Below are 22,867 nucleotides of genomic sequence, written 5' to 3'. Positions count from 1 at the left end.
CATTTCCTTCAAGAAAGGGAGGCGGGTACCTCAGAGTAGAGCATTCTGCGCTGTGATGGCGAAGTGCTCAAGTGGCACGACGAGCGACGGAACCGCTCTATCGAATCAGGGCCTAAACTGCGATTTCGAACTACAAAGGAGTGAGCGCAGCATGAGCCGTATCGAGACAGACAGCCTGGGCCCGGTCGAAGTTCCGGAGGACGCCTACTGGGGTGCGCAGACCCAGCGTTCGCTGATCAACTTCGCCATCGGCAAGGAGCGCATGCCGCTCGCGGTACTGCATGCCCTGGCGCTGGTCAAGAAAGCCGCTGCCCGGGTCAACGACCGCAACGGCGACCTGCCCGCCGATATCGCCCGCCTGATTGAGCAGGCCGCCGACGAAGTGCTCGACGGCGAGCACGACGACCAATTTCCGCTGGTGGTGTGGCAGACCGGCAGCGGCACCCAGAGCAACATGAACGTCAACGAGGTGATCGCCGGGCGCGCCAACGAACTGGCCGGCAAGGGCCGTGGCGGCAAGGTGCCAGTGCACCCCAACGATCACGTCAACCGCTCGCAGAGCTCCAACGACTGTTTCCCCACCGCCATGCACATCGCCGCGGCTCAGGCGGTGCATGACAAACTGCTGCCGGCGATCGCCGAACTGTCGGCCGGGCTGGCCGAGCTGTCGGCGCGCCACACCCACCTGGTCAAGACCGGGCGCACGCACATGATGGACGCAACGCCCATCACCTTCGGCCAGGAGGTCTCGGCCTTCGTTGCCCAACTCGACTACGCCCAGCGCGCCATTCGCGCGACCTTGCCGGCGGTTTGCGAGCTGGCCCAGGGCGGCACCGCCGTGGGCACCGGGCTCAATGCCCCGCACGGTTTCGCCGAAGCCATCGCCGCTGAGCTGGCGGCCTTGTCCGGCCTGCCGTTCGTCACCGCGCCGAACAAGTTCGCCGCCCTGGCCGGCCATGAGCCGCTGACCAGCCTGGCCGGCGCGCTGAAGACCCTGGCCGTGGCCCTGATGAAGATCGCTAACGACCTGCGCCTGCTGGGTTCCGGCCCGCGCGCGGGGATTGCCGAGGTACGCCTGCCAGCCAACGAGCCAGGGAGCTCGATCATGCCCGGCAAGGTCAACCCGACACAGTGCGAGGCCTTGTCGATGCTGGCCTGCCAGGTGCTGGGCAATGATGCGGCGATCGGTTTTGCCGCCAGCCAAGGGCATCTGCAATTGAACGTGTTCAAGCCAGTGATCATTCACAACCTGCTGCAGTCGATCGAACTGCTGGCCGATGGTTGCAGCAACTTCCAGCAGCACTGCGTGGCCGGCATCGAGCCGGATGCCGAACAGATGGCGGCGCACCTGGAGCGTGGGTTGATGCTGGTAACCGCGCTGAACCCGCACATTGGCTACGACAAGGCGGCGGAAATCGCCAAGAAAGCCTACGCCGAGGGCAAGACCCTGCGCGAGGCGGCGCTGGAGCTCAAGTACCTGACCAACGAGCAGTTCGACCAGTGGGTGCGGCCAGAGAACATGCTGGCGCCCGGCGGCAAGGGCTGATACGGCGGCCTCATCGCAATGCGACTTGCACCGCGATGAGGCCATCAATCAACCTGCACCCGACGCGCTTTCCAGCCAGCCATCAGCGATGGCCCCAGCGCCACCAGCGCCGAGCCCAGTACCACGGTCACCGCCCCGACATACCCCAGGCCATTGATCTGCTCGGCATGCACGTAGTCCGGCCAAAGCCAGGCAGCCAGCGCTACCGCGACGAAAGTCACCAGCGGCGTCAGCGCCAGGGTCGCGCTCACCCGCGAGGCCTCCCAATGCGCCAATGCCTCGGCGAACGCGCCATAGGCCACCAGTGTGTTCAGGCAGCAGGCCAGCAACAGCCAGCCCTGCAACGGGCTGAGCTGCAACGCCTCCAGCGGATGCACCCAAGGCGTCAGCAGCAGCGCGCAGCAGACGTAGATCACCATCATCACCTGCTGCGAGTTCCACACCGTCAGCAATTGCTTCTGGCTCAGGGCATAGAACACCCAGATACTGGTCGCCAGGATGATGGTCAGCACACCGGTGGTGTAGGTGCCGAGTGACGTGAGCAGTTCTTCCAGGCGCTGGTTGAAGAACAACGCGAAGCCCAACAGCAGCACCAACAGGCCCAGGCCCTGCCCCAGGCTGAAGCGCTCCTTGAAGACGAAGACACTGGCCACCAGCAACAGCACCGGCCCCAGCTGTACGACCAGTTGCGCGGTGCCAGGGCTGAGCAGGTTGAGCCCGACCAGGTACAGCACGTAGTTGCCGACCAGCCCCGCCACCGCGACGGCTACCAGGCCCTTGCCCTTGACACCGAGACCGCTGAAAGACGGCAGCCGCCGATTGGCCGCCAGCCAGGCGAACAGCAGGCCGCCGGAAACGCTCAGGCGGTACCAGGTGACGGTCACCGGATCCATCACCTGCAGCACCTGCTTGAGCTTGATCGGCAGGATGCCCCAGAGAAACGCGGTCAGCAGCGCCAGCAGCAGGCCCTGGACCCAGCGTCCGGAAGAAATGTGCATGGTGTTCTCGAATCAGGCCTTGGCGGGGGAAGCTGCAGTCTAAAGGCTTGCCGGGAAGGATGTGGTGGGAAAAGATTTCATCAGGTCATTCCCTGGATGCATGCTCAATGCGTGGGCGGGCTTTCGTGCGAGCGGGCTTGCCCCGCGATAGGGCCAAGCCAACACCCGTGCACGATCCGCCTACTTCTTGTCCTTGGCGAACGCTGCCTCCAGTGCCTGGTTGATCGTGCGCAGCACCTTCACCCGCGCCCAGCGCTTGTCGTTGGCCTCCACCAGGGTCCACGGCGCGATCTCGGTGCTGGTGCGGTCGACCATGTCGCCCACCGCTTCGGAATAGACATCCCACTTGTCGCGGTTGCGCCAGTCTTCCTCGGTGATCTTGTAGCGCTTGAACGGGATCTGCTCACGCTCCTCGAAACGCTCCAGCTGGGTCTGCTGGTCGATGGCCAGCCAGAACTTGACCACCACCACCCCGGCGTTGCTCAGTTGCTCCTCGAAGTCGTTGATCTCGCCGTAGGCGCGCATCCAGTCCGCAGGGCTGCAGAAGCCCTCGACCCGTTCCACCAGCACGCGGCCATACCAGGAGCGGTCGAAGATGGTGAACTTGCCGCGGGCCGGGATATGGCGCCAGAAGCGCCACAGGTACGGCTGGGCACGTTCTTCCTCGGTGGGCGCGGCAATCGGCACGATGCGGTACTGGCGCGGGTCCAGCGCCGCCGCCACCCGCCGGATGGCCCCGCCCTTGCCGGCCGCGTCATTGCCTTCGAACACCGCCACCAGGGCGTGCCGGCGCATGCGCTTGTCGCGCAAAAGGCCGGCCAGGCGTGCCTGTTCGGTGACCAGTTGTTCCTGGTAGTCGTGCTTGTCCAGGCGCAGGGTCATGTCCAGGGCGCCGAGCAGGCTCTTCTGGTCGATGCTGCGCCCCAGGGGCGCGACATTGCCCTGGTGCTTGCCCTTGGGATTATTGGCCAGCGCGGCCTGCAGGCTTTCGAGCAGGATGCGCCCGACCGCCAGGCTGCGGTAGTGCGGATCGACGCCTTCGACGACATGCCAGGGCGCATAGTCGCGACTGGTACGGCGCAGCACCCGCTCGCCGAAGCGCACGAAGCGGTCGTAGGTTTCCGACTGCTGCCAGTCCAGCGGGCTGATGCGCCAGTTGTGCAACGGGTCGTCCTTCAGCGCCTTGAGCCGCGCCTTCATCTGCTTCTTGGACAGGTGGAACCAGAACTTGATGATCAGCGCGCCCTCGTCGCACAGCATCTGCTCCAGGCGCTCTGCTCCGGCGATGGCCTGGTCGAGCACGGCGTCCTTGAACTGGCCGTGCACCCGCCCTTCGAGCATCTGGCTGTACCAGTTGCCGAAGAACACGCCCATGCGCCCCTTCGGTGGCAGCGCCCGCCAGTAGCGCCAGGCCGGCGGGCGGGCCAGCTCTTCGTCGGTCTGCTGGTCGAAGGTGCGTACCTCGATCAGCCGCGGGTCCATCCACTCGTTGAGCAGCTTGACCGTCTCGCCCTTGCCGGCGCCTTCGATGCCGTTGATCAGCACGATCACCGGAAAGCGCGCCTGCTGCTTGAGTTCGTACTGGGCTTCGAGCAAGGCCTCGCGCAGGGCGGGCACTTCGGCTTCGTAGGTGTCCTTGTCGATGCTGTGACCGATTTCGGCGGATTCGAACATGGCGGGCTCCTTCAATGGATAAGCAAGATTAGCGGATCGAGCAGGATTTTTGCGCCCTCTGCGCTCAGCATCGCGACACCAGGCCGCTGCCACGAACGACGCAAGCGTCTGCAGATAGCTTAAGATCCACCCTTTGCTGCAACCGAGCCGACCATGTCCGACACCCTCCTCCCTACACAGGCCCAGATCGACTGGGATGACCAGGGCCGCCCCCACTCCCGGCAATACGACGATGTCTACTTCGCCATCAACGAAGGCATCGACGAGACCCTGCATGTGTTCATCGAGCAGAATCACCTGCGCCAGCGCTTCGCCGAGCTGCAGCCGCATGCCTGCCTGGTGATCGGTGAAACGGGCTTTGGCACCGGCATGAACTTCTTCTGTGCCTGGCAACTGTTCGCGGAGCTTGCGCCCGCCGACGCGCGCCTGCATTTCGTCAGCGTCGAGAAGTACCCGCTGGCCCGCGAAGACCTGGCCCGCGCCATGCAACTATGGCCGGAACTGGCAACCTTCACCCAGCCGTTGCTGGAGCAGTACGTGGCGATCCACCCGGGGTTCCAGCAGTTCAGTCTCGACGGTGGCCGCGTCACCCTGACCCTGATGATCGGCGACGCGCTGGAACAGTTGCCTCAGCTCGACGCCCGCATCGACGCCTGGTTCCTCGATGGCTTCGCCCCGGCGAAGAACCCCGACATGTGGACGCCAGAACTGTTCGCCCAACTGGCGCGGCTGTCGCACCCCGGCACCACCCTGGGTACCTTCACCACCACTGGCTGGGTGCGTCGCTCGCTGATCGAGGCCGGCTTCACCATGAAGAAAGTGCCGGGCATCGGCAAGAAGTGGGAAGTGATGCACGGGGTCTACAACGGTGCGCCTGTCGCTCGCGCAGCGCCCTGGTACGCACACCCGGCACCCGTATCGGGGCCACGCGAAGCGCTGGTGATCGGCGCCGGCCTGGCCGGCAGTGCCACGGCCCGGAGCCTGGCAGCACGGGGCTGGCAGGTCAGCGTGCTGGAGCGCCACGACGGCCCGGCCCGGGAGGCCTCGGGCAATCCACAAGGCGTGCTGTACCTCAAGCTTTCCGCCCACGGCACCGCCCTTTCGCAGATGATCCTCGCCGGCTTCGGCTACACCCGCCGCTGGCTCGAGCACCTGCAGCGTGGCCGGGACTGGGATGCCTGCGGCGTGTTGCAACTGGCTTTTGATGATCAGGAAAATGCGCGCCAGGCCAAGCTGGCAGCGGCCTTCGACAACAGCCTGCTGCAGCGCCTGGAACGCGCCCAAGCCGAAGCCATCGCCCGGGTCGCGTTGCCCAGCGGCGGCCTGTACTACCCCGAAGGTGGCTGGGTGCACCCGCCTGCGCTGTGCCAGGCCCAGCTGGACCACCCGCGCATCCGCCTGCTTACCCACGCCGATGTGCTCGAGCTGCGCCGTACCGATGGGTTGTGGCAGGCCTGGGAGGGTGAGCGCCTGCTGGCCAGCGCACCGCTGGTAGTGCTGGCCGGCGCCGCCGATATCCGCCGTTTCCCGGCGTGCGCCGGGCTGCCGCTCAAGCGTATTCGTGGGCAGATCACCCGCCTGCCCGTGACCGAAAGCAGCCGTGCGCTGCGCACCGTGGTCTGTGCCGACGGCTACGTGGCGCCCCCGCGAGGGGACGAGCACACCCTTGGCGCCAGCTTCGACTTCAACAGCGAAGACCTGACGCCAACCGTGGCCGAGCATCAGGGTAACCTGGCGCTGCTCGATGACATCTCCACAGACCTCGCCGCCCGCCTGCGCACCGCCGAGCTGGACCCGGCGCAGTTGCAGGGCCGGGCGGCGTTTCGCTGCACCAGCCCGGATTACCTGCCCATCGTCGGGCCGATGGCCGATGTCGAAGCGTTCAACGAGGCCTACGCCATGTTGGGCAAGGATGCGCGGCAGGTACCGGATTTAGCCTGCCCGTGGCTGGAGGGGCTGTACGTGAACAGTGGGCACGGCTCACGGGGCCTGATCACCGCGCCGCTGTCTGGTGAGCTGATTGCGGCGTGGGTCAGTGGTGAGCCGCTGCCGGTGCCCAGAGCGGTGGCCGAGGCGTGCCATCCCAACCGCTTCGCGCTGCGTCGGCTTATCCGCGGCAAGTAGCACCGGGATTGGGCGCTGCACCCCCGAAAGCGCGCCCCTTGAACGCAAAAGGCCGCCGCATCGACTGGATGCGGCGGCCTTTTGCCTTGTGGTCAGCGCCGACGCGGCTGGCGCTTGCGCTGTTCTTCGTCGGTCGGGATCGGCACCGGCTGCAACGGTGGCGGGAGCAGGCCCAGGGCGACGGCGAGGTCATGGAGCCAGTTGTACATGCGTTCGTTCATATTGCCCCCTTGACGGGTCAGCCTCACGGTCAATCAATCTTGCGATGCGTCATACAGATCATAGTCCGATGTCTTGTATTGCGCATGCCTCTGTTCTTACAGATATGGGCGATTCTGACCCGGATCAAGCGCAGATGGCAGCTTCCGACGGTCGGTCAATCGTTTCGCTTTGTTGCAAATCGATCCAGGCCTGCAGATTGGCCCCGCGTTTGCCCTGGCGCCACATCAACCAGGTCATCGCATGATCGAACGGTGCCTGCAAGCGGTGGGCACGCACCTGGTCGCGCCCCGGCAGGCTGTCGAGCATCGATTGCGCCATGAGTGCCACCCCGGCCCCGGCGATCACGCAGGCCAGCATGCTCTGGTAGGACTCGATCTCCATCACCCGGCCCATGGGCGTGTGGGCATGGGCATACCAGGCTTCCAGGCGCATGCGGTACGAGCAGCCCTGGCGGAAGGTGAACACCGCCTTGCCGGCAACGTCACTGGCGCTGTGCACCACCGGGTGTTCGGGGCTGGTGATAAGTACCAGCGTTTCCTCGCACAGTGGCACGCCATCCAGCCCGGCCAGGTTGAGAGGGCCGTCGACCAACGCCGCGTCCAGCCGATGGCTGAGCACGCCTTCGAGTAGTTCCGCACTAGGCGCCGCCTGGACCTGCAGGTTCACGGCTGGATAAGCCTGGTGATAACGCGCCAGTAGCGCTGGCAAATGAATGGACGCGGTGCTGTACATGGTGCCCAGCACGAAATCCCCCGCTGGCTGGCCCCCCTGCACCGCCGCGAGCGCCTCGTCGCGCAGGTTGGCAAGGCGGTTGGCGTAGTCGAGCAGCACCTTGCCGGCCGGCGACAGCTGCAAGCGCTGGCGCTCGCGCAGGAACAACTCCACGCCCAGTTGCTCCTCGAGCTGACGCAGGCGCGTCGACAGGTTCGACGGCACCCGGTGCAAGCGCTCGGCGGCGCGGGTAACCGAACCCTCCTCGGCCACGGCCTGGAAGATGCGCAGTTGGCTGAACTCCATGAGATTCTCCAAAACAGAACAACTTCATCATCATTATTCAATTTTATTGAAAGTCAATGCACCCTACCCTGCCATCCATCGCATCCCTTCGTGCAGGAGACTTTTCCATGTCGCCCTTCGTGCAACTGTTGGCCAGCGCCGTGGCGCTGATGATGGCCATGGGCATCGGCCGCTTCGCCCTGACCCCACAACTGCCCCGGCTGATCGCCGAGGGCCAGTTCGACCTGACCGCTGGCGGCCTGGTCGCCGCCGCCAACTACCTGGGCTACTTTCTTGGCGCGGTGGACGGCATGTTCGCCCGCCAGCCACGCCAGGTACGCCTGCGCCTGCATGGCGGGCTGTGGCTGTGCGTATTGCTGACCCTGGCATCGTGGGCGGCCGACGGATTCTGGAGCCATTTGCTGCTGCGCTTCGGCACCGGCGTGGCCAGCGCCTGGGTACTGGTGATGATCGCCAGCCTCAGCCAGCAACTGGCCAGTGCCCATGGCCGCCAGCGTCTCGGCGCACTGGTGTTCGCCGGACCCGGTGTCGGGATCGCGGTGACAGGCTTGCTGGCCTTGGCTGCGCACCTGCTGGGGCTGGATTCGGCGGCCCTGTGGCTGGTTTATGGGGTCGCCGCACTGATCATGCTGCTTGCGGTGCTGCCGTGGCTACCGCGAGCGCTCGAACCCGTCACCTTGCCCCTGGGCAACGACCGCGGCCCCAACAATGGCATCGGCCGCCTGGGCCTGGTCTACGCGCTCTACGGGATCGGCTACATTCTGCCGGCCACCTTCCTGTCGCAGATGGCCAGCCAGCAGTTCCATGGGCAATGGCTGGCCGACCTGTTCTGGCCGGCGTTCGGCCTGGCCTCGGCGCTGGGTGTGATGATCGTCAGCCTGCGCCGCCCGGGCCGCACCTCGACCTGGCTGAGCATCACCCTGTGGTTGCAAGGGCTGGGTGTACTGGCCTGCCTGCTGGGCGGCGGGGTTGGCCTGGCATTGGGCGTGCTGCTGTGCGGCGGGCCGTTCCTGGCCTGCATGCAACTGGTGATGCAGCGCTCGCGGGAACTGGCGCCCCATGCCACGCAGCGTAATGCCGGATTGTTGACCGCTTGTTTCGCCCTTGGGCAATTGAGTGGGCCGCTGCTGGCGGCGTTGAGCAGCCATTTCAGTGGGGGACTACAGCCCGCATTGGTACTGGCTGCGGTAGGGATGGGATTGGCCGGGATGTTGGCCGGGGGGCTCTCGGCTCCACCAACCTGCGCCAACCTGAGACAGGCAGGCTGACCCTGTGATGAGGCAAGCCCTGGGGGGGGCGGGCTTGCCTCGCGATAGGGCCGGAACTACAGACCGCTTACCCCACCAGTTTGCGCAACTGCTGCCGCACCCACGCCTCGGCGCTGACCATGATCACCCCGAGCAGCACCATCACCGCGCCGATCACGAAATTCAGGCTCAGCGGCTCGTCCAGCAGCAGCACGCCAAAGGTCACCCCGAACAGCGGCGTGATGAAGGAAAACACCGCCAGGTTCGAGGCCAGGTACTTACGCAGCAACCAGAACCAGGTCAGGTAGCTCACGAACGACACCACGATCCCCTGGAACAGCACGCTGCCCACCGCCAGCGGGGTCAGCGAAAAGTCGGCGATCTGTCCACTCACCAAGGCGATCAGCACCAGCCCGACAAACCCCACTGCCAGCTGGTAGAACAGGGTCAGGGTTGCCGGCGCCTCGGATAACCGCGAGCCGCGCACCACCACCGTGGTCGCGCCCCACGCCAAGCCTGCGAGGATCGCCAGCGCGTCGCCAAGTAGCATGCGTCCATCGAGGTGCTCCAGGGAAACACTACCCGCGAAGGCCAGGGCAATCCCTGCAAACGCCAGCAAGATTCCCAGCCACTGCAACAGCCGCAGCCGCTCGCTGGGCATCATGAAATGCAGCCCCAGGGCGGTGAAGATCGGCGCGGTGTAGAGGAACACCGACATATGCGCCGCCGAGGTCAGCTTCAGACCCTCGGCGATGAACAGGAACTCCAGCCCGAACAACGCGCCGGCCAGCAGCCCGGCACGCCAAGTGCTGCCCACCAGGCTCCAGCCTCCGCGGAAGCAGACCAGCAGCCCCACCAGCACCGCGGCGATACCATTGCGAAACGCCGCCTGCATCACTGGCGCGATATCCACCGCGGCGGATTTGATCAGCACCTGCTGGCAGCCCCAGATCAGGCACAGCCCCAGCATGACCTGGAAAGCAAAAGCGTCGGGGTTCTTGCGGACCGCGGTCATGGGCGGCCCCTCTGCGGGTTGAACGACATGGCAAGGCTCGGCGGTGAGAATGGATCCCGATTATCGGGGGACCGGCCTTGCCGATGCCAGTCTAAATTGACCCGCCGGCGATCTGCGCCTTGGCCGAGACATGCTCGAAGGTGGCTTCGTCCAAGGCATCGGCTTGTTCATCGAGCACCTGGCGCGGATGTTCGAAGCCCGGAATGCTGCTGTCGATCAGGCTGAGCAGGCGCGAGCCGCGCGGGCTGAGGACGAAATTCTCGCCGTTGCCACCTTCCGCTTCAGGCCGGCTCTCGATGAAACCGCGTTCGAAGAGGATCTTTTCGTACTTGCAGGCCTGGGCCTTGAGCTGGTTCAGATCGCCTGGCGCCTCGCCATCGGCGGCCAGCGCGGCGGCATGCTGCTCGGCATAGGGGCGCGGCGTGAAACTTTGACCGGCGCCGTTCTGCACTTCGTGCAGCAAGCGTTCGATCAGGTCCCAGTCGTATGTGCTCATGGGGTAAGCCTCCTGCTGTGAACAAGTAGGTACACAGCGTGGGACTGACAGAGGTTGCCAGGTGTTCAATCAGAAACCGAAGGGCCACCCCCATTGCTCCTCGCAGGCTACAAGTCGTTCAGCATTTCACGTATGTACTCGGAAAAACTGTCCGCCACTTGATTCGCCTCACGGCTTACCGGGTCGATATCGACAACCACCCAGCCATTGTTCGTATCGAACCCCGAGCAGTACCCCTGCATGTCATCTCCGAACAGGAGGATGCCGTCCAGAGGGAGTTCATCATCTTCATCGTAGATCTGGTCTGGCGTCAGCAGGCCCTCATACAACATGTAGGCAGCCTCACCCACTTCACCCCAGCCAAGCTCCTTCATGAAGGCAACATAATCGGCCGGCACTTGCGAATGATCGGCAGTCAGTGCCGCGAGCACCTGCGCATTGGTTGTCTCCAGTTTTGCAAGCAGGCCGGATGCCTTGTCCGGCTGCAGATCTTCAAACCTGTCCACGGCTGCTCCTTCCCTGTCACGAATCAGCCGAAACTCGACCACGACAACGCCGGGGTGGCGAACATGCTTTTTGCCCCAGGCTTAACACCTATACAAATCGCAAAAATACTCATTGATACATTTCCCATTCAACACTTGTTTCGAATCGAAACCCAAGGTTTGAGAGACGACAATTCCTGCTCTCAGGCTCTCTGGAAAATCTTCAATCGATGCATGCTCCCCTGGCACCAGAAACCTGAAATAGTCCCCCATACTCGTAGGGCCATCATATCCAACGGGAAAGTCCTCTCCCTCCCGGGAACCTTCGACGGCGTGATAGACAAAGAAACCTTTGTTGAAGACAAGGCTGGCTTCACTGTAGATTCCTCGCTCTTCGAGATCGTGCAACAGCTCATCCAGAACGAAAGCCTTGTCTCTTCCTTGCCAGCGCCATGCCGAATACAAGTCCACCGTAAAGCCACCTTTCTTCAAAGGTGGGTACGACCGAAAGACCTGAGACTCCTCCCACATGAATTCACTGAGGGCGTCCAGCATTTCCTCCGCCCCGCTCAGTGCCAAGAGCACTTTCGGAATATCACCAAAACAATTGTTCACCATGACCGCAATTCGACCAATTCTATCCATGGCCAACCACGTGTATAGGGTACCGAAGCCAGGCTCCCATTGTTCATCAAGGCTCATTACCGGCTCCCCTTAGGCCATGTCACCGTGCAATTTTCGCTTAGCCGTCGCCTTGGCCGCACAACAGCAGAAAGTAGAGAAGATTTTGCATTAACGTTACGTACTACACAGTGCCTAATCCTGAGTAATGGCTCCCCGCCTAATAAAATTTACTTGAGCGCAAGCGAACACTTCCACAAACGTCCATCCTGCGAAAACTCGGCAAGGAATATAGGGCCTGCCCCCTCATAACGTACCCACGGCCGTATATAACCGAGCAAACTATCCATCTTGCCACCCCCTTGGGTATCCGGAGGCCCAAGCACTTCTATGAGGGCATCATGCCCCCAGCCTTGTGCGTCCTGATCGAGAATACTGCCCTTGAACGGAGCATATCCCTCGTGGCTTTGCACGTAAATATGGATGTGATTGAGTCTGTGCGCTCGAAAGCCGAGTTCCAACCCACTGTTGAGATATTTGTGATAAAGGGTCCTTCCCTCTGGGTCGTTATACGACAAGGGTGTTTCATTTACCTGCGGCTGCTCACCAAGCACTGTGGAAAGCTCTTGAAAGTCATTGCTCCCTTGGTCCCTACCGACAAGGCTAAGCAGCTTTATCCAATCCATCAATCCCCCGCCAGGCGGTTTCGCCCCACATTTTCTCCATGTTCAAAAACTGGAGCATAGAACCCAATCTCGACACCTTCTACCAAAAACTTCAAACCTAAACAATCGTTTTCAAATGCATGCCCGGCACGGATCCGCTTAAAAAATTCCAGCAACTCAACTAAAACTCCGTGAACTGCCCACCCAGAAAACCCACAATGCTTCAGGGTAATACAGCTACACTCCGCTCAAGCGATCATACGGGTCATACCATACTTTAGCCAGGACACTCCCAAAGACATCCTCGAATTTTCGGAGAAAGCAGTCTTCGAAAACAACACCCGCGCACTCTAGAAAACACATCAAGCCCATCTTGCGAACTGCACATAAAAATCAAGCCATTATATCTCCCACAGCGGATCGACTATTTATAAGTCATGAAACGATAAGGGACTCCTTCTACACTGGGAAAATCCTCTGGCAGGATACGTGAGTGTATCTCTCTTCTTAGTAGCCTGCATAATAACTCAACACAACCACAGGCGATTAGATCTTCTTCCCCTTGGTCCACACTATGAAGCGCGACGGACCAAGAATCTGGCTCGCCTTTGACGACCCATACCAGCGTCTCGCCATTTTCGGTGAATCCCCAAGGCCAAAATGCCCCCTGGGCAGGGAAGCCAGGCCTAGGATAGTCGCTAGGAAACTCAGCTTTCATCACCGCATAAGATTCACGGAAGTAATCGCCCTTATCGAAATTCAGGTCACTACTGCTGGAGAATGGATCAATTACCCACAAAAAATCGTCGATGCACCCCACGCCGAAACGCTCGATGAAAGCCTTGTAGTCAGCAGGCAATCGGATGCCATGGTCATTTTCCACCCTTGCCCAGTCGGGGTTCGAGTAGGCAGGAGATGCCGGTGGGGGCAACATCTTCATTAGATCGGCAAGCATTACTTGACACCATTAATGTTAGGGGTAGATACATCCAGTTTTAATCCATTGGAGCCTCGGGCGGTCAATGTCACTCCAGTCAGCATTGGGTTGCTGCCTGAGTAGATTAGCAAAAAGGGGACAGATTTATTTTCCATACTCTAATTTTGACGCCCCGGCTTCCAGCACGTTATTTCCTCACAGACACCTTAAGCAACGGGCTTCAACGTCGTCTCGGCCACGCAAAGACAGAAATTAGAGTAGGAAAATAAATCTGTCCCCTTTTTTGTACATGTCATCCCCGAACAAGAGGATGCCGTCCAAGGGGACTTCATCATCTTCATCGTAGATCTGGTCTGGCGTCAGCAGGCCCTCATACAACATTTAGGCAGCCTCACCCACTTCACCCCAGCCAAGATCCTTCATGAAGTCAACATAGTCGGCCGGCACTTGCGAATGATCGGCAGTCAGTGCCGCGAGCACATGCGCATTGGCTGTCTCCAGTTTTGCAAGCAGGCCGGATACCTTGTCCGGATGCAGATCGTCATACCTATCCACGGCTGCTCCTTCCATGTCACGTATCAGCCAAAACTCGATCACGACAACGCCGGTTAGCTGCTATTAAAATCCCGCCGGTGTGTGGCGAACATGCTTTTTACCCCAGGCTTAGCACCTATACAAATCGCAAAAATACTCATTGATAAATTCCCCATTCGACACTTGTTTCGAATCGAAATCCAAGGCTTGAGAGACGACAACTCCTGGTCTCAGGCTCTCTGAAAAATCTCCAATCGATGCATACTCCCCTGGCACCAGAAGCCTGAAGTAGGCTCCCATACTCTGAAAGGCACTGCTCATGTCCATACTTCCGTACCATCCTCGTAAACCCAAACGAGGCCTCCCGGCACCCAACTAACTCCGTCTTTCTTGATCCAAAATACCGCTTCGTCGATTTCTTCTTCTGCAGGCCAAGCCAAATCGAATGCAGCGATTTGTTCAATAACATTCCCTTTCAATCGATCCCCACTAGCGAGAAACACCCTACCCTCAAGAAGCAGTTCAGCCAGTACCTGCAAAAAAATACGCTTACGGTCGTTGTAGCTCTCACAGGAGTAAATCTTGCAGACGCTCAACCACAGCGCGTCAACTGCTAAGCCTTGACTCCACTCCACGATTTCCTTGAATTCTTCGGAATCTCGACAGCACAAAATCATTTGAATTTAACCTCCAGCTTTGAAGCTTTCACCCCTGGATGTCCGATGATATCAATCGTCCATTGAGCACCAGACTCTGCAGTAGAACTTGAGCCATTGCGCAAATTCATTTTAACGCCATCAGCCCGCACCAACGCATAGAGCTCAACAGTTTGTCCTCGAATATTTATCGACTTGGGTGCCGGCAGCTGCTCAACACCTCCGAGCTGCATGAAATAAGACTTCACCATGCCTTCAGAGGCACCTAAATATACCGGTGCATTCTTACTGACCTCCGGATCTGCCTTCAACGTTTTTCCGTTTATTGTCAGCTCAAAATCCTTGGGTGGTAGTGATTTGTTGGCAAACTGTAAAATAAGGTCATCCATGCGTTCATTAGCGAGCTTCTCCAATGCCGGATGCGGCTTAGCAGATACCTCACCGGGCCTGGGTTCCTGCCCTCCGGGATCTTTAGAATGACTTGCGTCAGAACCGGTCGATTCGCCCACTCTCGCGACATGCTCTTCGTTGCCCTTGCCTCCGACTGACTTGGAGTGATCATTTGGCGAGTCTTTGACGCTGCCACCCTTACGAATTGACGAGATCCCCGTGCCTATGATGCTGGCAACTAGGTTCCCGCCGCCCAGTAAATACTTATCAAAGTCGTCCTCTTTCTTCAGGCCCTGCCCTTCCATGTGCTCGGCAATTTTCTGCCCCACATACTCCTGCATGCCGTGCAGACGCTCCATCAAAGCCTGACCGAGTGGAGTCTGCTCTGCAGCGCTCATGGCTGCGGCCTGGATTACCCCCTTGGGTCCTTGGGTGAGGGCGAGGACGATGCCAATGGCCTGGGCCTTGTCCTGATTCTGCTCAATGAAGTCACTGATGCTCGACAAAGAACGAAGGTTATCCTGCAACAAAGTCAGCTTTTTCGCGGATACGTCGGAAGCTGGAAGATGCAGCACATTTGCCCCGCCAACCTGTTGAGTCGCCTGTTCAACTATCTCCTTCGCTTGTGCAATGGTCTCCGGCTTGATGTTCCAGAAGCGGCTCAACTCACCCAGGACGTTCTGCTGGAACTTTTCATCCGCCATCATCGCCATGGCATCAGCCCGGCTCTTGCCGCCGAGAATCAGTTGCTCCAGGGTTTGTTCAGCGAAGTCACGACTGGTGACGCCAGTAACGCCTGCCGCCAGCTCACGCCCCATCACCCGCTCCAGGCGATTGAGGGTGGCATTGATACCAACGCTGGCCTGTTCGAAGTTTTTCAGCGCTGTCTTGTCGTAGTTGAGCAGCCCATCGCTCCACTTCTGCAGCGTCTCCTTAGGGTTCAGCGCATCGTGCAACGAGCTGTCGGTCACGTAGAGATCAGTACGCGACTCCTTGTCTCGAGTGATCTCATAGGCTTTGTCGAGGTCACGGTTGAGACCGACAGTCGAGTCCTGCCCTGTCTCGGCGTCCTTGCGCACGGTGATATCACCCGCACCCACGGTGGCGCGGACAATCTGCTCGCGATCCTTTTCATACTCCCAGCCACTGACACTCCAGCTGGTCTGGTTTTTCGATCCCTTCTCCCCGTTGCCTGCACCTTCGGTAACCTTGCCATTGGAGGGGTCTTGCTCGGCGTTGGCCGAACCCTTCTTCCAACTGCCCCCCACATTCAGGTAGTAACCGTGTTCCTTGTCCTTGCCGGCGATATCGCTGTATCCAAGGGTACCGGTATCAAGCTTGAGATTGCCGTTGTCGGCGGCGATCAGCGCACCGTCGAGCTGAGTGTGGTTCTCGGTGCGGATATCGACCTTGTCACGACCCGTGATGCGAGTCTGGTCCTCGACCCACTCGGTCTTGCCGGTGGTCTTGCCATAGCCTACCGAGCCACTGATACCCGCCCCGGGACCAATGGTGACCGTGGCATTGATGTCGAACTCCTTGCCCTTTACTTCACCTGTGTCGATGGCCGAGGCCACATTGAGGTCGCCACCGACGCGACCGATCACCTCATCACCACGTACTTGTGCACCCTTGATGTTGGTGTCCTTACCACTGGTGAACTTCAATTGGTCACCGGCGTAGACATAGGCTTGCTCATGGCGCTGAGCTTCACGCTCGAGATGCCCCTTGCCCAGATTGACGCTGGCATATACCCCAACACCCTCCGAGCCGAAGGTCAGCCCCACCTCGCCACCACCGCTGCGGCGATTTTGCTCCTGCTGGCTGTCGTTCTGTGCCGCGCGAATGTTCAGGTCGTTGCCGGCATTCAACTCGACATCGCGCCCGCCTTTGACCTGGCTACCGACAATGTTCAGATCGTTGGCGGACTCGAGCCGGACATCGCGCCCAGCCTCCAACTGCGCTGGCGTCGAAGTGCCCTGCTGGCTGTCGTTGCTGGCAGTACCGTGGCTGCCACCGATACCAACCTTGAAGCCACCGCTGGTACCTCCGTGGATCCCTCCCCAACTTTGCGACTGGTTGCTTTCCAGGCTGCTGCTGCCCTTGGCCACATCGATGTTGATGTCACGCCCTTTGACGTCGATATCACGCCCGGCCTGCACCTGACTGCCCTTGATGTTTACGTCGTTGCCCGCCTGCAGTTTCACATCGTTGCCAGCGTCCAGCGTCGAGGGACGGTTGTTCTGGTCGACACTTTGCTGGCTGCTGGTCTGCTTGCTGCTGCCGATCTTGCCGTCACCGGTCGGGCCGGCGAAGAACTGACCAATCGCATCCAGGGTCTGCAGGGTGCTGGAGCCCTTGCTTACCCCATTTTCGCCCTTGCCGGTGTTGCTCAGCGCGTCCTTGGTCTTGCCCACGTTATGGTTGACCGAGCCACTGATACCGTGCGATTCGTACTCACGCTCCTGTTCCTGAATACGGGTTTCGCGCCCCGCGTCGATGTTGATATCGCGACCAGCGTCCAGGCTGATGTCATGACCGGCCACCAGGTCGGAGCCCGTTTGGTTGATGTCGCGTCCGGCTTTGACATCCAGATCCTGTCCGGCCTGGATGCGACTACCTGCGCTCAGTTGCTCACGCAAACGGTCCTTGGCCTTCTCCTTTTCGACACCGGCGAAGAAGTTCATGCCGTTGTCATCACTGTCGAAACGCAGGCCCGTCTTGCTCGAGCTCGACCAGTGCGAGTTGTCGCTCTGGTTCTGTGCGGCGCTGACATTGACATCACGCCCGGCGTTGAGGCTGACGTTGCGCCCGGCACTGACGCCGCTGCCCAACACGTTGATATCGCGAGCTGCCTGCAGGGTGGCGTCACGCTCACCGCTCACCTGACTGCCGACACTGGTGCTGCTGCGAGCCTCCTGCCCTGAAGCCTTGGCCGAGCCGATCGACACCGACGGCAGGACCGTGCCCGGTGCAATCGGCATCATCAATGCCGCCGGGTTCAGGATGATGTCGGGAGAAAGCGACAGCTTGAACTTCTTCTTGTATTCCTCCGAGCGGCTATAGGCAGTGTCATTGGCCGACACCAGGTTGATGTCGCCCTCCTTGTCCACCAAGCCTGCACGCAGTTCGACATCGTTGCCGGCGTTCGCCTCGCTGGCCCGCAAACGCAGGTCGCTGCCTGCAGCCAGAACAATGTCGTTTCCGGCATCGAGCTCGCTGCCCACCTGCGTGGCGCGGGTCTGCAGCTGGCTCTTGCCGCTCTTCGACAGGCCCAGGAAGCCGGACTTGGTCTTCTTGCTGTACTCGCCGTGCTCCTCGACGCCGGACAACACCGCCACATCGCCCGTGGCACCGAGCATGACATCGCCGCCGGCCTTGAGTTGGCTGCCGATCACGGTCACATCGCGGCCGCCGTCCAGTGATATGCCGCCATCATCCTTCTTGCTGACGTTGACGGTCAGGTCGCCACCGGCCTCGATCACCGAGGCGACGTTGGTGCTGTGGTAGCTCTCCTGCTGCTTGGAACTACTGCGACCGAACGAGCCCTTGCTCTTCTTCAGGTAGTACGAAGCACTTTCGTTCTGGTCGGAGGCGATGGTCAGGTCGCGCTCGGCGTCGATGTCGACATTGCCCTTGCCCTTGACCTGGCTGGCAACGATGGCCATGTCCTGGCCCGCGGACAGCGACACATCGCCGCCGGCCTTGACCGTGGTCGACACTTGGGTGACCTGGTCATTGGACTGGGTGACCTTCTTGCTGCGGCTGAAACTGTGAGCTTCATTGGCGGCGGAGCTCAGGTTCAGGTCTTCGCCTGCGGCCAGGGTGAGGTTGCGGCCCGCGTCGATCTGGCTGGCCACGGCGGTGAGATCGCGGCCGGCGACGAGGCTCAGGTCGCGGCCGGCGGTGACCGTGGCGCCGTGCTGCTGCACCGTGTTGCTGCGCTGGCGCTCGGTGTAGAAGCCGTGACGCTCTTCGACCGACAGCAAGCTCACATCACGCCCGGCACTGAGCGACAAGTCGCCGCCGCTCTGGATCACGCTGGCGACGTTCTTGATGTCCTGGCCCGCCTTGAGGCTGAGGCTGTTGCTGGCTTCGATGCGGGCCGCGCTGTCGAGATGGTCCCTCTGCTCACGCACGCTACCGTAGTCGTTGTCCGTGCGCGTCAGGTCTCGTTGATTGATCAGGTCACCATTGACGGCGGTCAGGCTCACATCGCGCCCGCTGATGATGCCGCCGGCACTGTTGACCAGGCTGTTGCCGGCCAACAGGTCCAGGCGACCACCTGCCTGGATCAGGCCGCTGTTCGTAAGGTCCTTGCCTGCAGTGGCACTGAGGTTGCGTGAGGCACGGAGCGTACCAATGTTGTTGAGGTTTTCCCCGGCAATCAGCTGAACATCCTGCCCGGCAATCAACGCGCCGTCAGGCGCCAGGCGGCCGTTGGCATGGGCCAGGTACAGCACAGGTGCAAGTACCTGCTCACCATTGACCTCACGCTCTTCGAGCCAGACGATGTCGTGCGTCAACGCCGCCACTTGCGCAGAGCTCAGGCCGACGCCAACACTCAGGCCAAGCGCATCCTTACTGCGGATGGCATTGTCCATCAGGTGCTTGTACAACTGCTCGCCAGAGGTCTGGCCATCGATGAACTGCTGGCCGGTACGCGCCACCACCGCCTGCTGGATCAGGCGCTGCTCGTAGAAGCCGTCACCAAGGCGCTTCCAGCTCTTGTCCGGGTCATAGCCCAGATTGCCGAGCAGGTAGTCGGAGCTCATGAACTGCTTGAGGTCGGTCAGCACAGGATTGGTTTCAATCAGGTACTTGTGCGGCTTGCTCGTATATTGGCTGTCGGGCAGGCGGGTGATGCCCGGTATCCGTGGCGGGGCACTGACTCCGGCATCCTGCGCGCTCAGTTCAAGCGCCTGCGCGCCTGGGTTTGGCGATCGAATGTCGCTATCCACTGCCTCGGCCACGGGCGCATTGACCCCGATGGCACTGGCCTTGGCCACCGACTCGACGCGCTGGTGGGCAATCCGATCGATTGCCTGCTCGCTCGCCCTGGACGCGGCAGCATCCACTGCCTGGATCGCGCCCGGTCGGGAGCTGGCCAGCCCCTGGCGCTCATGAGAGCCGACGGTGGCGTTGCCCAATGTCCAGCCCTGAGTGGGCCCGGTTGCCGCATCGCTGCCTTTGCCACTCAAGCGGAACAGGCCATTCTGCCCCGCCGGCAGGCTGAAGCCTGGCAGGGTGGTCGGGTCTACCTGTCGCTGGGCCAGATCGGGGGGCAACTGCGCATTCAGGTTGACCACCGTGGCCTGCGTCGCGCTGGATACCTGGGTATCGAACGCACGACTGCTGGTCGCCTCCGGCGCCCTGCGCACAACGATATTGTTGACGTTGCCTGCCGCGGTGAGCTTCGCCGTGCCTGCAGCCTGGATCAGCGCCGGAGCAATGAATTGATTATCGTCCTTGAGCGTGAGTGCTTCATTGATGCCATAAAACATCCCGGGGTCGAACTTCGCGACCAGGGCCTTGAAGGCTGCTTCATCGAACGGTCCAGAACGAGGGTGGGCCTGGTTGTAGGCGTTCACCTCGTTGATCAACTGGAAGAAGTACGCCCTGGGGATCTTGGTTCCAGCCCCCACCTCTCTGCCAACGGTTCCCGACCTGGAACGCTCACCCTCGTTGGTAATGCTGCCGGCCGTGATGGTGAGATCATTGCCCGCCGAGATCACACTTCGAGAATTGAGAACGCTGCCCCCGCCAATGGTCAGGTCACGCCCGGCAGCCAGGGTTGCCGTTGGCGAATCTTCCAGCACCACGGTTGCCTGGGTCTTGTAGATGTGCACCGGCCCCCTCACCTGCGGCCCTTTGCAATGCTGGACGCAGTAGATGGTCATGTAGCCGTCGGTGATCTGCTGGCTGGCGCTGAACTTGTCGCGTTTGTTGACGAAGCTGGATGCCTGCAGGTTGATGTCGCCGGCTGCCTCGACAGTCCCGGAGCTGTTCAGGAAGGTTGCCGCAGTACTGCCTGCGGTGACGCCGGCGACCAGCAGATTGCCCAGGCTGTAGACGTCCGCATAACGGTTGCTGAAATCCGCCGTGCGCATCGACATGTCCCGGCCGCTGAACAGCAAACCTCGACTGCCATCGGCGGCCTGGTCGTTGTGGACGGACTGGGCAATCAGGTTCAGGTTGCCCGACGCGGCCAATGCCCCGTAATTGGACAGGCTGCCGGCGTGGATCGTCAGGTCGTTGACCGCCGACAAGCGCCCAAGATTGCTCAGCTGGTTGCCGACGTTGACAACGATGTTGTCGCCACCGGCAATGCTTGTGGCGGTGCCCAGGCTCATCTGCGCCGCAGACAGGGTCATGTTCCCCAGGCTGGTCAGTCGGCCGTTGCCCGAATAGGTACCACCCAAGGTCAGGCTCAGCGTGCCGTCGCTGGCAATCAACCCATCATTGAGCCAGTTGCCGCCCTTGCCCAGCAACGCCTTCGTCGCCAGCAGTTGCCCACTGGAGGTCTGGGTGAAGTTTTTGACATCGAGGTTGAGGGTGCCGGCTTGCAGCACGCTGCTGTTGACCCAGTCGTCGGCACTGAGATTCAGGGTGCCGTGCGTCAACAGGCGGCCTCCCGCCGCCATGACCTGCTGGCTGCTGACACCGAAATCGCCATTGCCGAGGTGAGTGATGCTGCCCCCGGCATTCAGCAGATCGCCAATGACCAGGGCAAGATCGGTGTTGGCGGTTTCCAGGGTCCCGTTGCGGTTGTCCAGCAGCCCGCCGATCTGGAATCGTGTAGTGCCGCTGGTGCCCAGTGCACGCAGTTGGCCCGCCTGGTTGTCCAGGGTGGCGGCCGTGATGGCGAGGGTACTGGCGCTTTCGATGATGCCGGAGCGGTTATCCAGCGCGCCGCTCAGCCCAAGGTCGATACGCTGACCGACCATCTCGCCGCGCGCGTCGCCGCCGTTGAGCAGGCTGGCGCCGGTGACCTTGAGCAGGCCACTGGCGGAAATGCCGCCATCGCGGTTGTCCAGCTGCCCGGTGCGGATCAGCGCGTCACCGCCCAGCGCGGCGATGCGCCCGCCGTCGTTGTCGAGGCTGGCGCTCTGCACGTCCAGGCTCAGCGCCTGCAGAATGCCGCGCTGGCCAGTGGCGTCGCTGCCGTTGCGCAGCACACCGGTAGTGCGTACGCCCAGCGCCTGCTTGAGGCTGGCGAGGATGCCGCCGCGGTTGTCGAGGGTGTCGGCGGTCACGCTCAGCGCGCCATCCTGGGCGATCAGCTTGCCGCCCTGGTTGTCGAGCAGGCCGGTGGCCTGCGCGGTGATCGCGCCCTTGGCCTGCACGGTGCCCTTGGCGTTGTTCAGGCTGGCCGCCTGCAGACCTGCGTCGCCCTGCTGGCTGTAGATCAGGCCATCGCCTGAGTTGTTGAGCGCCCCGCGGCTGTCGAGCGTGAGCGGGCCATTGGCGGCCAGGGTGCCGCGCTGGCTGTTGTCGACGCTGGCGGCCAGCACCTTGAGCTGGCCCTGGCTGGCGATCTGGCCAGCCTGGTTGTCCACCAGGCCGGCGCGCTGGAGCAGCAGGTCCTTGCCGGCGAACAGCTTGCCCTGGCGGTTGAGCAGTTCGTCGAGCAGGTCGAGGGTCAGGGTGCCCTGGGCGGCGAGGCTGCCGTTGGTGTTGTTCAGGCTCGCGGCGGTCAGGCCCAGGTCCTGGCGGGTGGCCACGCGGCCGCCGTGGTTGTCGAGGGCACCGGCGCTGATGACCAGTTTTTCCCCGGCATCGATCAGGCCGCCGTCATGGTTGTCCAGTGCCGCCGTGATGGTCAGTTGCTGGCCGCTGCCGCTGGAGAGGATGCCCTTGGCGCTGTTGTCCAGGCTGGCGGCCTTGACGTCCAGGCGTTGCTGGGCAACCAGCGCGCCGCCGTCGCTGTTGCGCAGCGCGCCGGTCACGGTCGCCTGCACGGCGCCGGAGCGGCTCGACAGGGTGCCCTGCTGGCGGTTGTCCAGGCTCTGGCCGCTCACGGTCAGGCCCTGCCAGCCCGAGACCAGGCCGTTGCGGTTGTCGATGGCGCCGCTGGTGATGGCCAGCGTCTGTTCGCTGATCAGCTTGCCGTCACGGTTGTCCAGCTCGCTGACGTCCAGTTGCAGGGCCTGGGCGGTGGAAATCTCGCCGCCCTGGTTGTTCAGTTTGGCCAGGTTGACCAGGGTCAGCGGCCCGGCGGTGGTGATCAGGCCCGCGCC

16 protein-coding genes are annotated in these 22,867 nt (G+C 61.7%); 3 read left to right on the top strand and 13 right to left on the bottom strand.

Translation table 11 applies throughout. From position 1 onward, the window contains the following. Nucleotides 1-151 precede the first annotated feature (151 nt). Nucleotides 152-1,546, top strand: a complete 1,395-nt coding sequence (locus OH705_RS15210; protein WP_038705627.1) for a class II fumarate hydratase — start codon at nucleotides 152-154, stop codon at nucleotides 1,544-1,546. A gap of 44 nt (nucleotides 1,547-1,590) precedes the next feature. On the opposite strand, the gene OH705_RS15205 is transcribed toward OH705_RS15210, so the two are convergent. Both OH705_RS15205 and pap read right to left on the bottom strand, forming a co-directional pair. Continuing rightward, nucleotides 1,591-2,544 carry a DMT family transporter gene (locus tag OH705_RS15205; RefSeq protein ID WP_023631942.1) on the bottom strand — a complete coding sequence of 318 codons (954 nt, stop codon included), beginning with the start codon at nucleotides 2,542-2,544 and terminating at the stop codon, nucleotides 1,591-1,593. A 180-nt stretch (nucleotides 2,545-2,724) separates the two neighbouring features. Then, entirely contained in the window at nucleotides 2,725-4,218 is a 1,494-nt protein-coding gene (pap, locus tag OH705_RS15200; protein ID WP_267302457.1) for a polyphosphate:AMP phosphotransferase, read from the bottom strand. A 153-nt stretch (nucleotides 4,219-4,371) separates the two neighbouring features. On the opposite strand from pap, the gene mnmC reads away from it, so the two are divergent. Then, nucleotides 4,372-6,342: a bifunctional tRNA (5-methylaminomethyl-2-thiouridine)(34)-methyltransferase MnmD/FAD-dependent 5-carboxymethylaminomethyl-2-thiouridine(34) oxidoreductase MnmC gene (gene mnmC, locus OH705_RS15195; protein WP_267302456.1), complete on the top strand. Its 1,971-nt coding sequence runs from the start codon at nucleotides 4,372-4,374 to the stop codon at nucleotides 6,340-6,342. Nucleotides 6,343-6,434: 92 nt separating this feature from the next. Here mnmC and OH705_RS15190 read toward each other — a convergent pair whose 3' ends face one another. Both OH705_RS15190 and ptrR read right to left on the bottom strand, forming a co-directional pair. After that, nucleotides 6,435-6,563 (bottom strand): PA1414 family protein, encoded by a 129-nt coding sequence (locus tag OH705_RS15190; protein ID WP_256206021.1) that lies wholly within the window; start codon nucleotides 6,561-6,563, stop codon nucleotides 6,435-6,437. A gap of 124 nt (nucleotides 6,564-6,687) precedes the next feature. Continuing rightward, nucleotides 6,688-7,581 carry a putrescine utilization regulator PtrR gene (gene ptrR, locus OH705_RS15185; RefSeq protein WP_267302455.1) on the bottom strand — a complete coding sequence of 298 codons (894 nt, stop codon included), beginning with the start codon at nucleotides 7,579-7,581 and terminating at the stop codon, nucleotides 6,688-6,690. A 107-nt stretch (nucleotides 7,582-7,688) separates the two neighbouring features. Here ptrR and OH705_RS15180 point away from each other — a divergent pair, with 107 nt between their 5' ends. Beyond that, a complete protein-coding gene (locus OH705_RS15180) occupies nucleotides 7,689-8,849 on the top strand; it encodes an MFS transporter (protein WP_267302454.1) in 1,161 nt (386 codons plus the stop codon). 67 nt (nucleotides 8,850-8,916) lie between these two features. Here OH705_RS15180 and OH705_RS15175 read toward each other — a convergent pair whose 3' ends face one another. The 9 genes from OH705_RS15175 to OH705_RS15135 form a co-directional block, all read right to left on the bottom strand. Then, nucleotides 8,917-9,843: a DMT family transporter gene (locus OH705_RS15175; protein WP_267302453.1), complete on the bottom strand. Its 927-nt coding sequence runs from the start codon at nucleotides 9,841-9,843 to the stop codon at nucleotides 8,917-8,919. A gap of 91 nt (nucleotides 9,844-9,934) precedes the next feature. Further along, a complete protein-coding gene (locus OH705_RS15170; protein WP_267302452.1) occupies nucleotides 9,935-10,339 on the bottom strand; it encodes a transcriptional regulator in 405 nt (134 codons plus the stop codon). 107 nt (nucleotides 10,340-10,446) lie between these two features. Beyond that, nucleotides 10,447-10,845, bottom strand: coding sequence for an SMI1/KNR4 family protein (locus tag OH705_RS15165; protein WP_267302451.1), 399 nt, complete (start codon nucleotides 10,843-10,845; stop codon nucleotides 10,447-10,449). 81 nt (nucleotides 10,846-10,926) lie between these two features. Further along, complete coding sequence (locus OH705_RS15160) at nucleotides 10,927-11,526, bottom strand: hypothetical protein (RefSeq protein WP_267302450.1); 600 nt, start codon at nucleotides 11,524-11,526, stop codon at nucleotides 10,927-10,929. Between the two features lie 149 nt (nucleotides 11,527-11,675). Beyond that, on the bottom strand, nucleotides 11,676-12,131 hold the full coding sequence (locus tag OH705_RS15155; protein ID WP_267302449.1) for a hypothetical protein: 456 nt from the start codon (nucleotides 12,129-12,131) through the stop codon (nucleotides 11,676-11,678). Between the two features lie 403 nt (nucleotides 12,132-12,534). Further along, nucleotides 12,535-13,065 (bottom strand): SMI1/KNR4 family protein, encoded by a 531-nt coding sequence (locus tag OH705_RS15150; RefSeq protein ID WP_267302448.1) that lies wholly within the window; start codon nucleotides 13,063-13,065, stop codon nucleotides 12,535-12,537. Between the two features lie 363 nt (nucleotides 13,066-13,428). Further along, complete coding sequence (locus tag OH705_RS15145; protein WP_267302447.1) at nucleotides 13,429-13,644, bottom strand: hypothetical protein; 216 nt, start codon at nucleotides 13,642-13,644, stop codon at nucleotides 13,429-13,431. 254 nt (nucleotides 13,645-13,898) lie between these two features. Beyond that, the gene (locus OH705_RS15140) at nucleotides 13,899-14,258 is read right to left on the bottom strand and encodes a hypothetical protein (RefSeq protein ID WP_267302446.1); all 360 of its coding nucleotides are present in this window, start codon (nucleotides 14,256-14,258) and stop codon (nucleotides 13,899-13,901) included. Continuing rightward, nucleotides 14,255-22,867, bottom strand: an 8,613-nt coding sequence (locus tag OH705_RS15135; protein ID WP_267302445.1) for a hemagglutinin repeat-containing protein, incomplete at its 5' end; no start/stop codon positions are given. The genes OH705_RS15135 and OH705_RS15140, both read right to left, overlap by 4 nt.

The organism is Pseudomonas sp. BJa3, from assembly GCF_026343815.1.
In the GTDB taxonomy this organism is placed as follows: domain Bacteria; phylum Pseudomonadota; class Gammaproteobacteria; order Pseudomonadales; family Pseudomonadaceae; genus Aquipseudomonas; species Aquipseudomonas soli.
The sequence above is the reverse complement of the archived record's forward strand: the minus strand, read 5'-3'. Positions and strand labels throughout refer to the sequence as shown.

Excerpts from the sequence above, each read along its gene's own strand:
- ptrR (WP_267302455.1), bottom strand. The coding sequence starts at position 7,581 with ATGGAGTTCAGCCAACTGCGCATCTTCCAGGCCGTGGCCGAGGAGGGT.
- OH705_RS15160 (WP_267302450.1), bottom strand. The coding sequence starts at position 11,526 with ATGAGCCTTGATGAACAATGGGAGCCTGGCTTCGGTACCCTATACACG.
- OH705_RS15180 (WP_267302454.1), top strand. The coding sequence starts at position 7,689 with ATGTCGCCCTTCGTGCAACTGTTGGCCAGCGCCGTGGCGCTGATGATG.
- pap (WP_267302457.1), bottom strand. The coding sequence starts at position 4,218 with ATGTTCGAATCCGCCGAAATCGGTCACAGCATCGACAAGGACACCTAC.
- OH705_RS15170 (WP_267302452.1), bottom strand. The coding sequence starts at position 10,339 with ATGAGCACATACGACTGGGACCTGATCGAACGCTTGCTGCACGAAGTG.
- OH705_RS15140 (WP_267302446.1), bottom strand. The coding sequence starts at position 14,258 with ATGATTTTGTGCTGTCGAGATTCCGAAGAATTCAAGGAAATCGTGGAG.
- OH705_RS15155 (WP_267302449.1), bottom strand. The coding sequence starts at position 12,131 with ATGGATTGGATAAAGCTGCTTAGCCTTGTCGGTAGGGACCAAGGGAGC.
- mnmC (WP_267302456.1), top strand. The coding sequence starts at position 4,372 with ATGTCCGACACCCTCCTCCCTACACAGGCCCAGATCGACTGGGATGAC.
- OH705_RS15210 (WP_038705627.1), top strand. The coding sequence starts at position 152 with ATGAGCCGTATCGAGACAGACAGCCTGGGCCCGGTCGAAGTTCCGGAG.
- OH705_RS15150 (WP_267302448.1), bottom strand. The coding sequence starts at position 13,065 with ATGCTTGCCGATCTAATGAAGATGTTGCCCCCACCGGCATCTCCTGCC.
- OH705_RS15190 (WP_256206021.1), bottom strand. The coding sequence starts at position 6,563 with ATGAACGAACGCATGTACAACTGGCTCCATGACCTCGCCGTCGCCCTG.
- OH705_RS15175 (WP_267302453.1), bottom strand. The coding sequence starts at position 9,843 with ATGACCGCGGTCCGCAAGAACCCCGACGCTTTTGCTTTCCAGGTCATG.
- OH705_RS15205 (WP_023631942.1), bottom strand. The coding sequence starts at position 2,544 with ATGCACATTTCTTCCGGACGCTGGGTCCAGGGCCTGCTGCTGGCGCTG.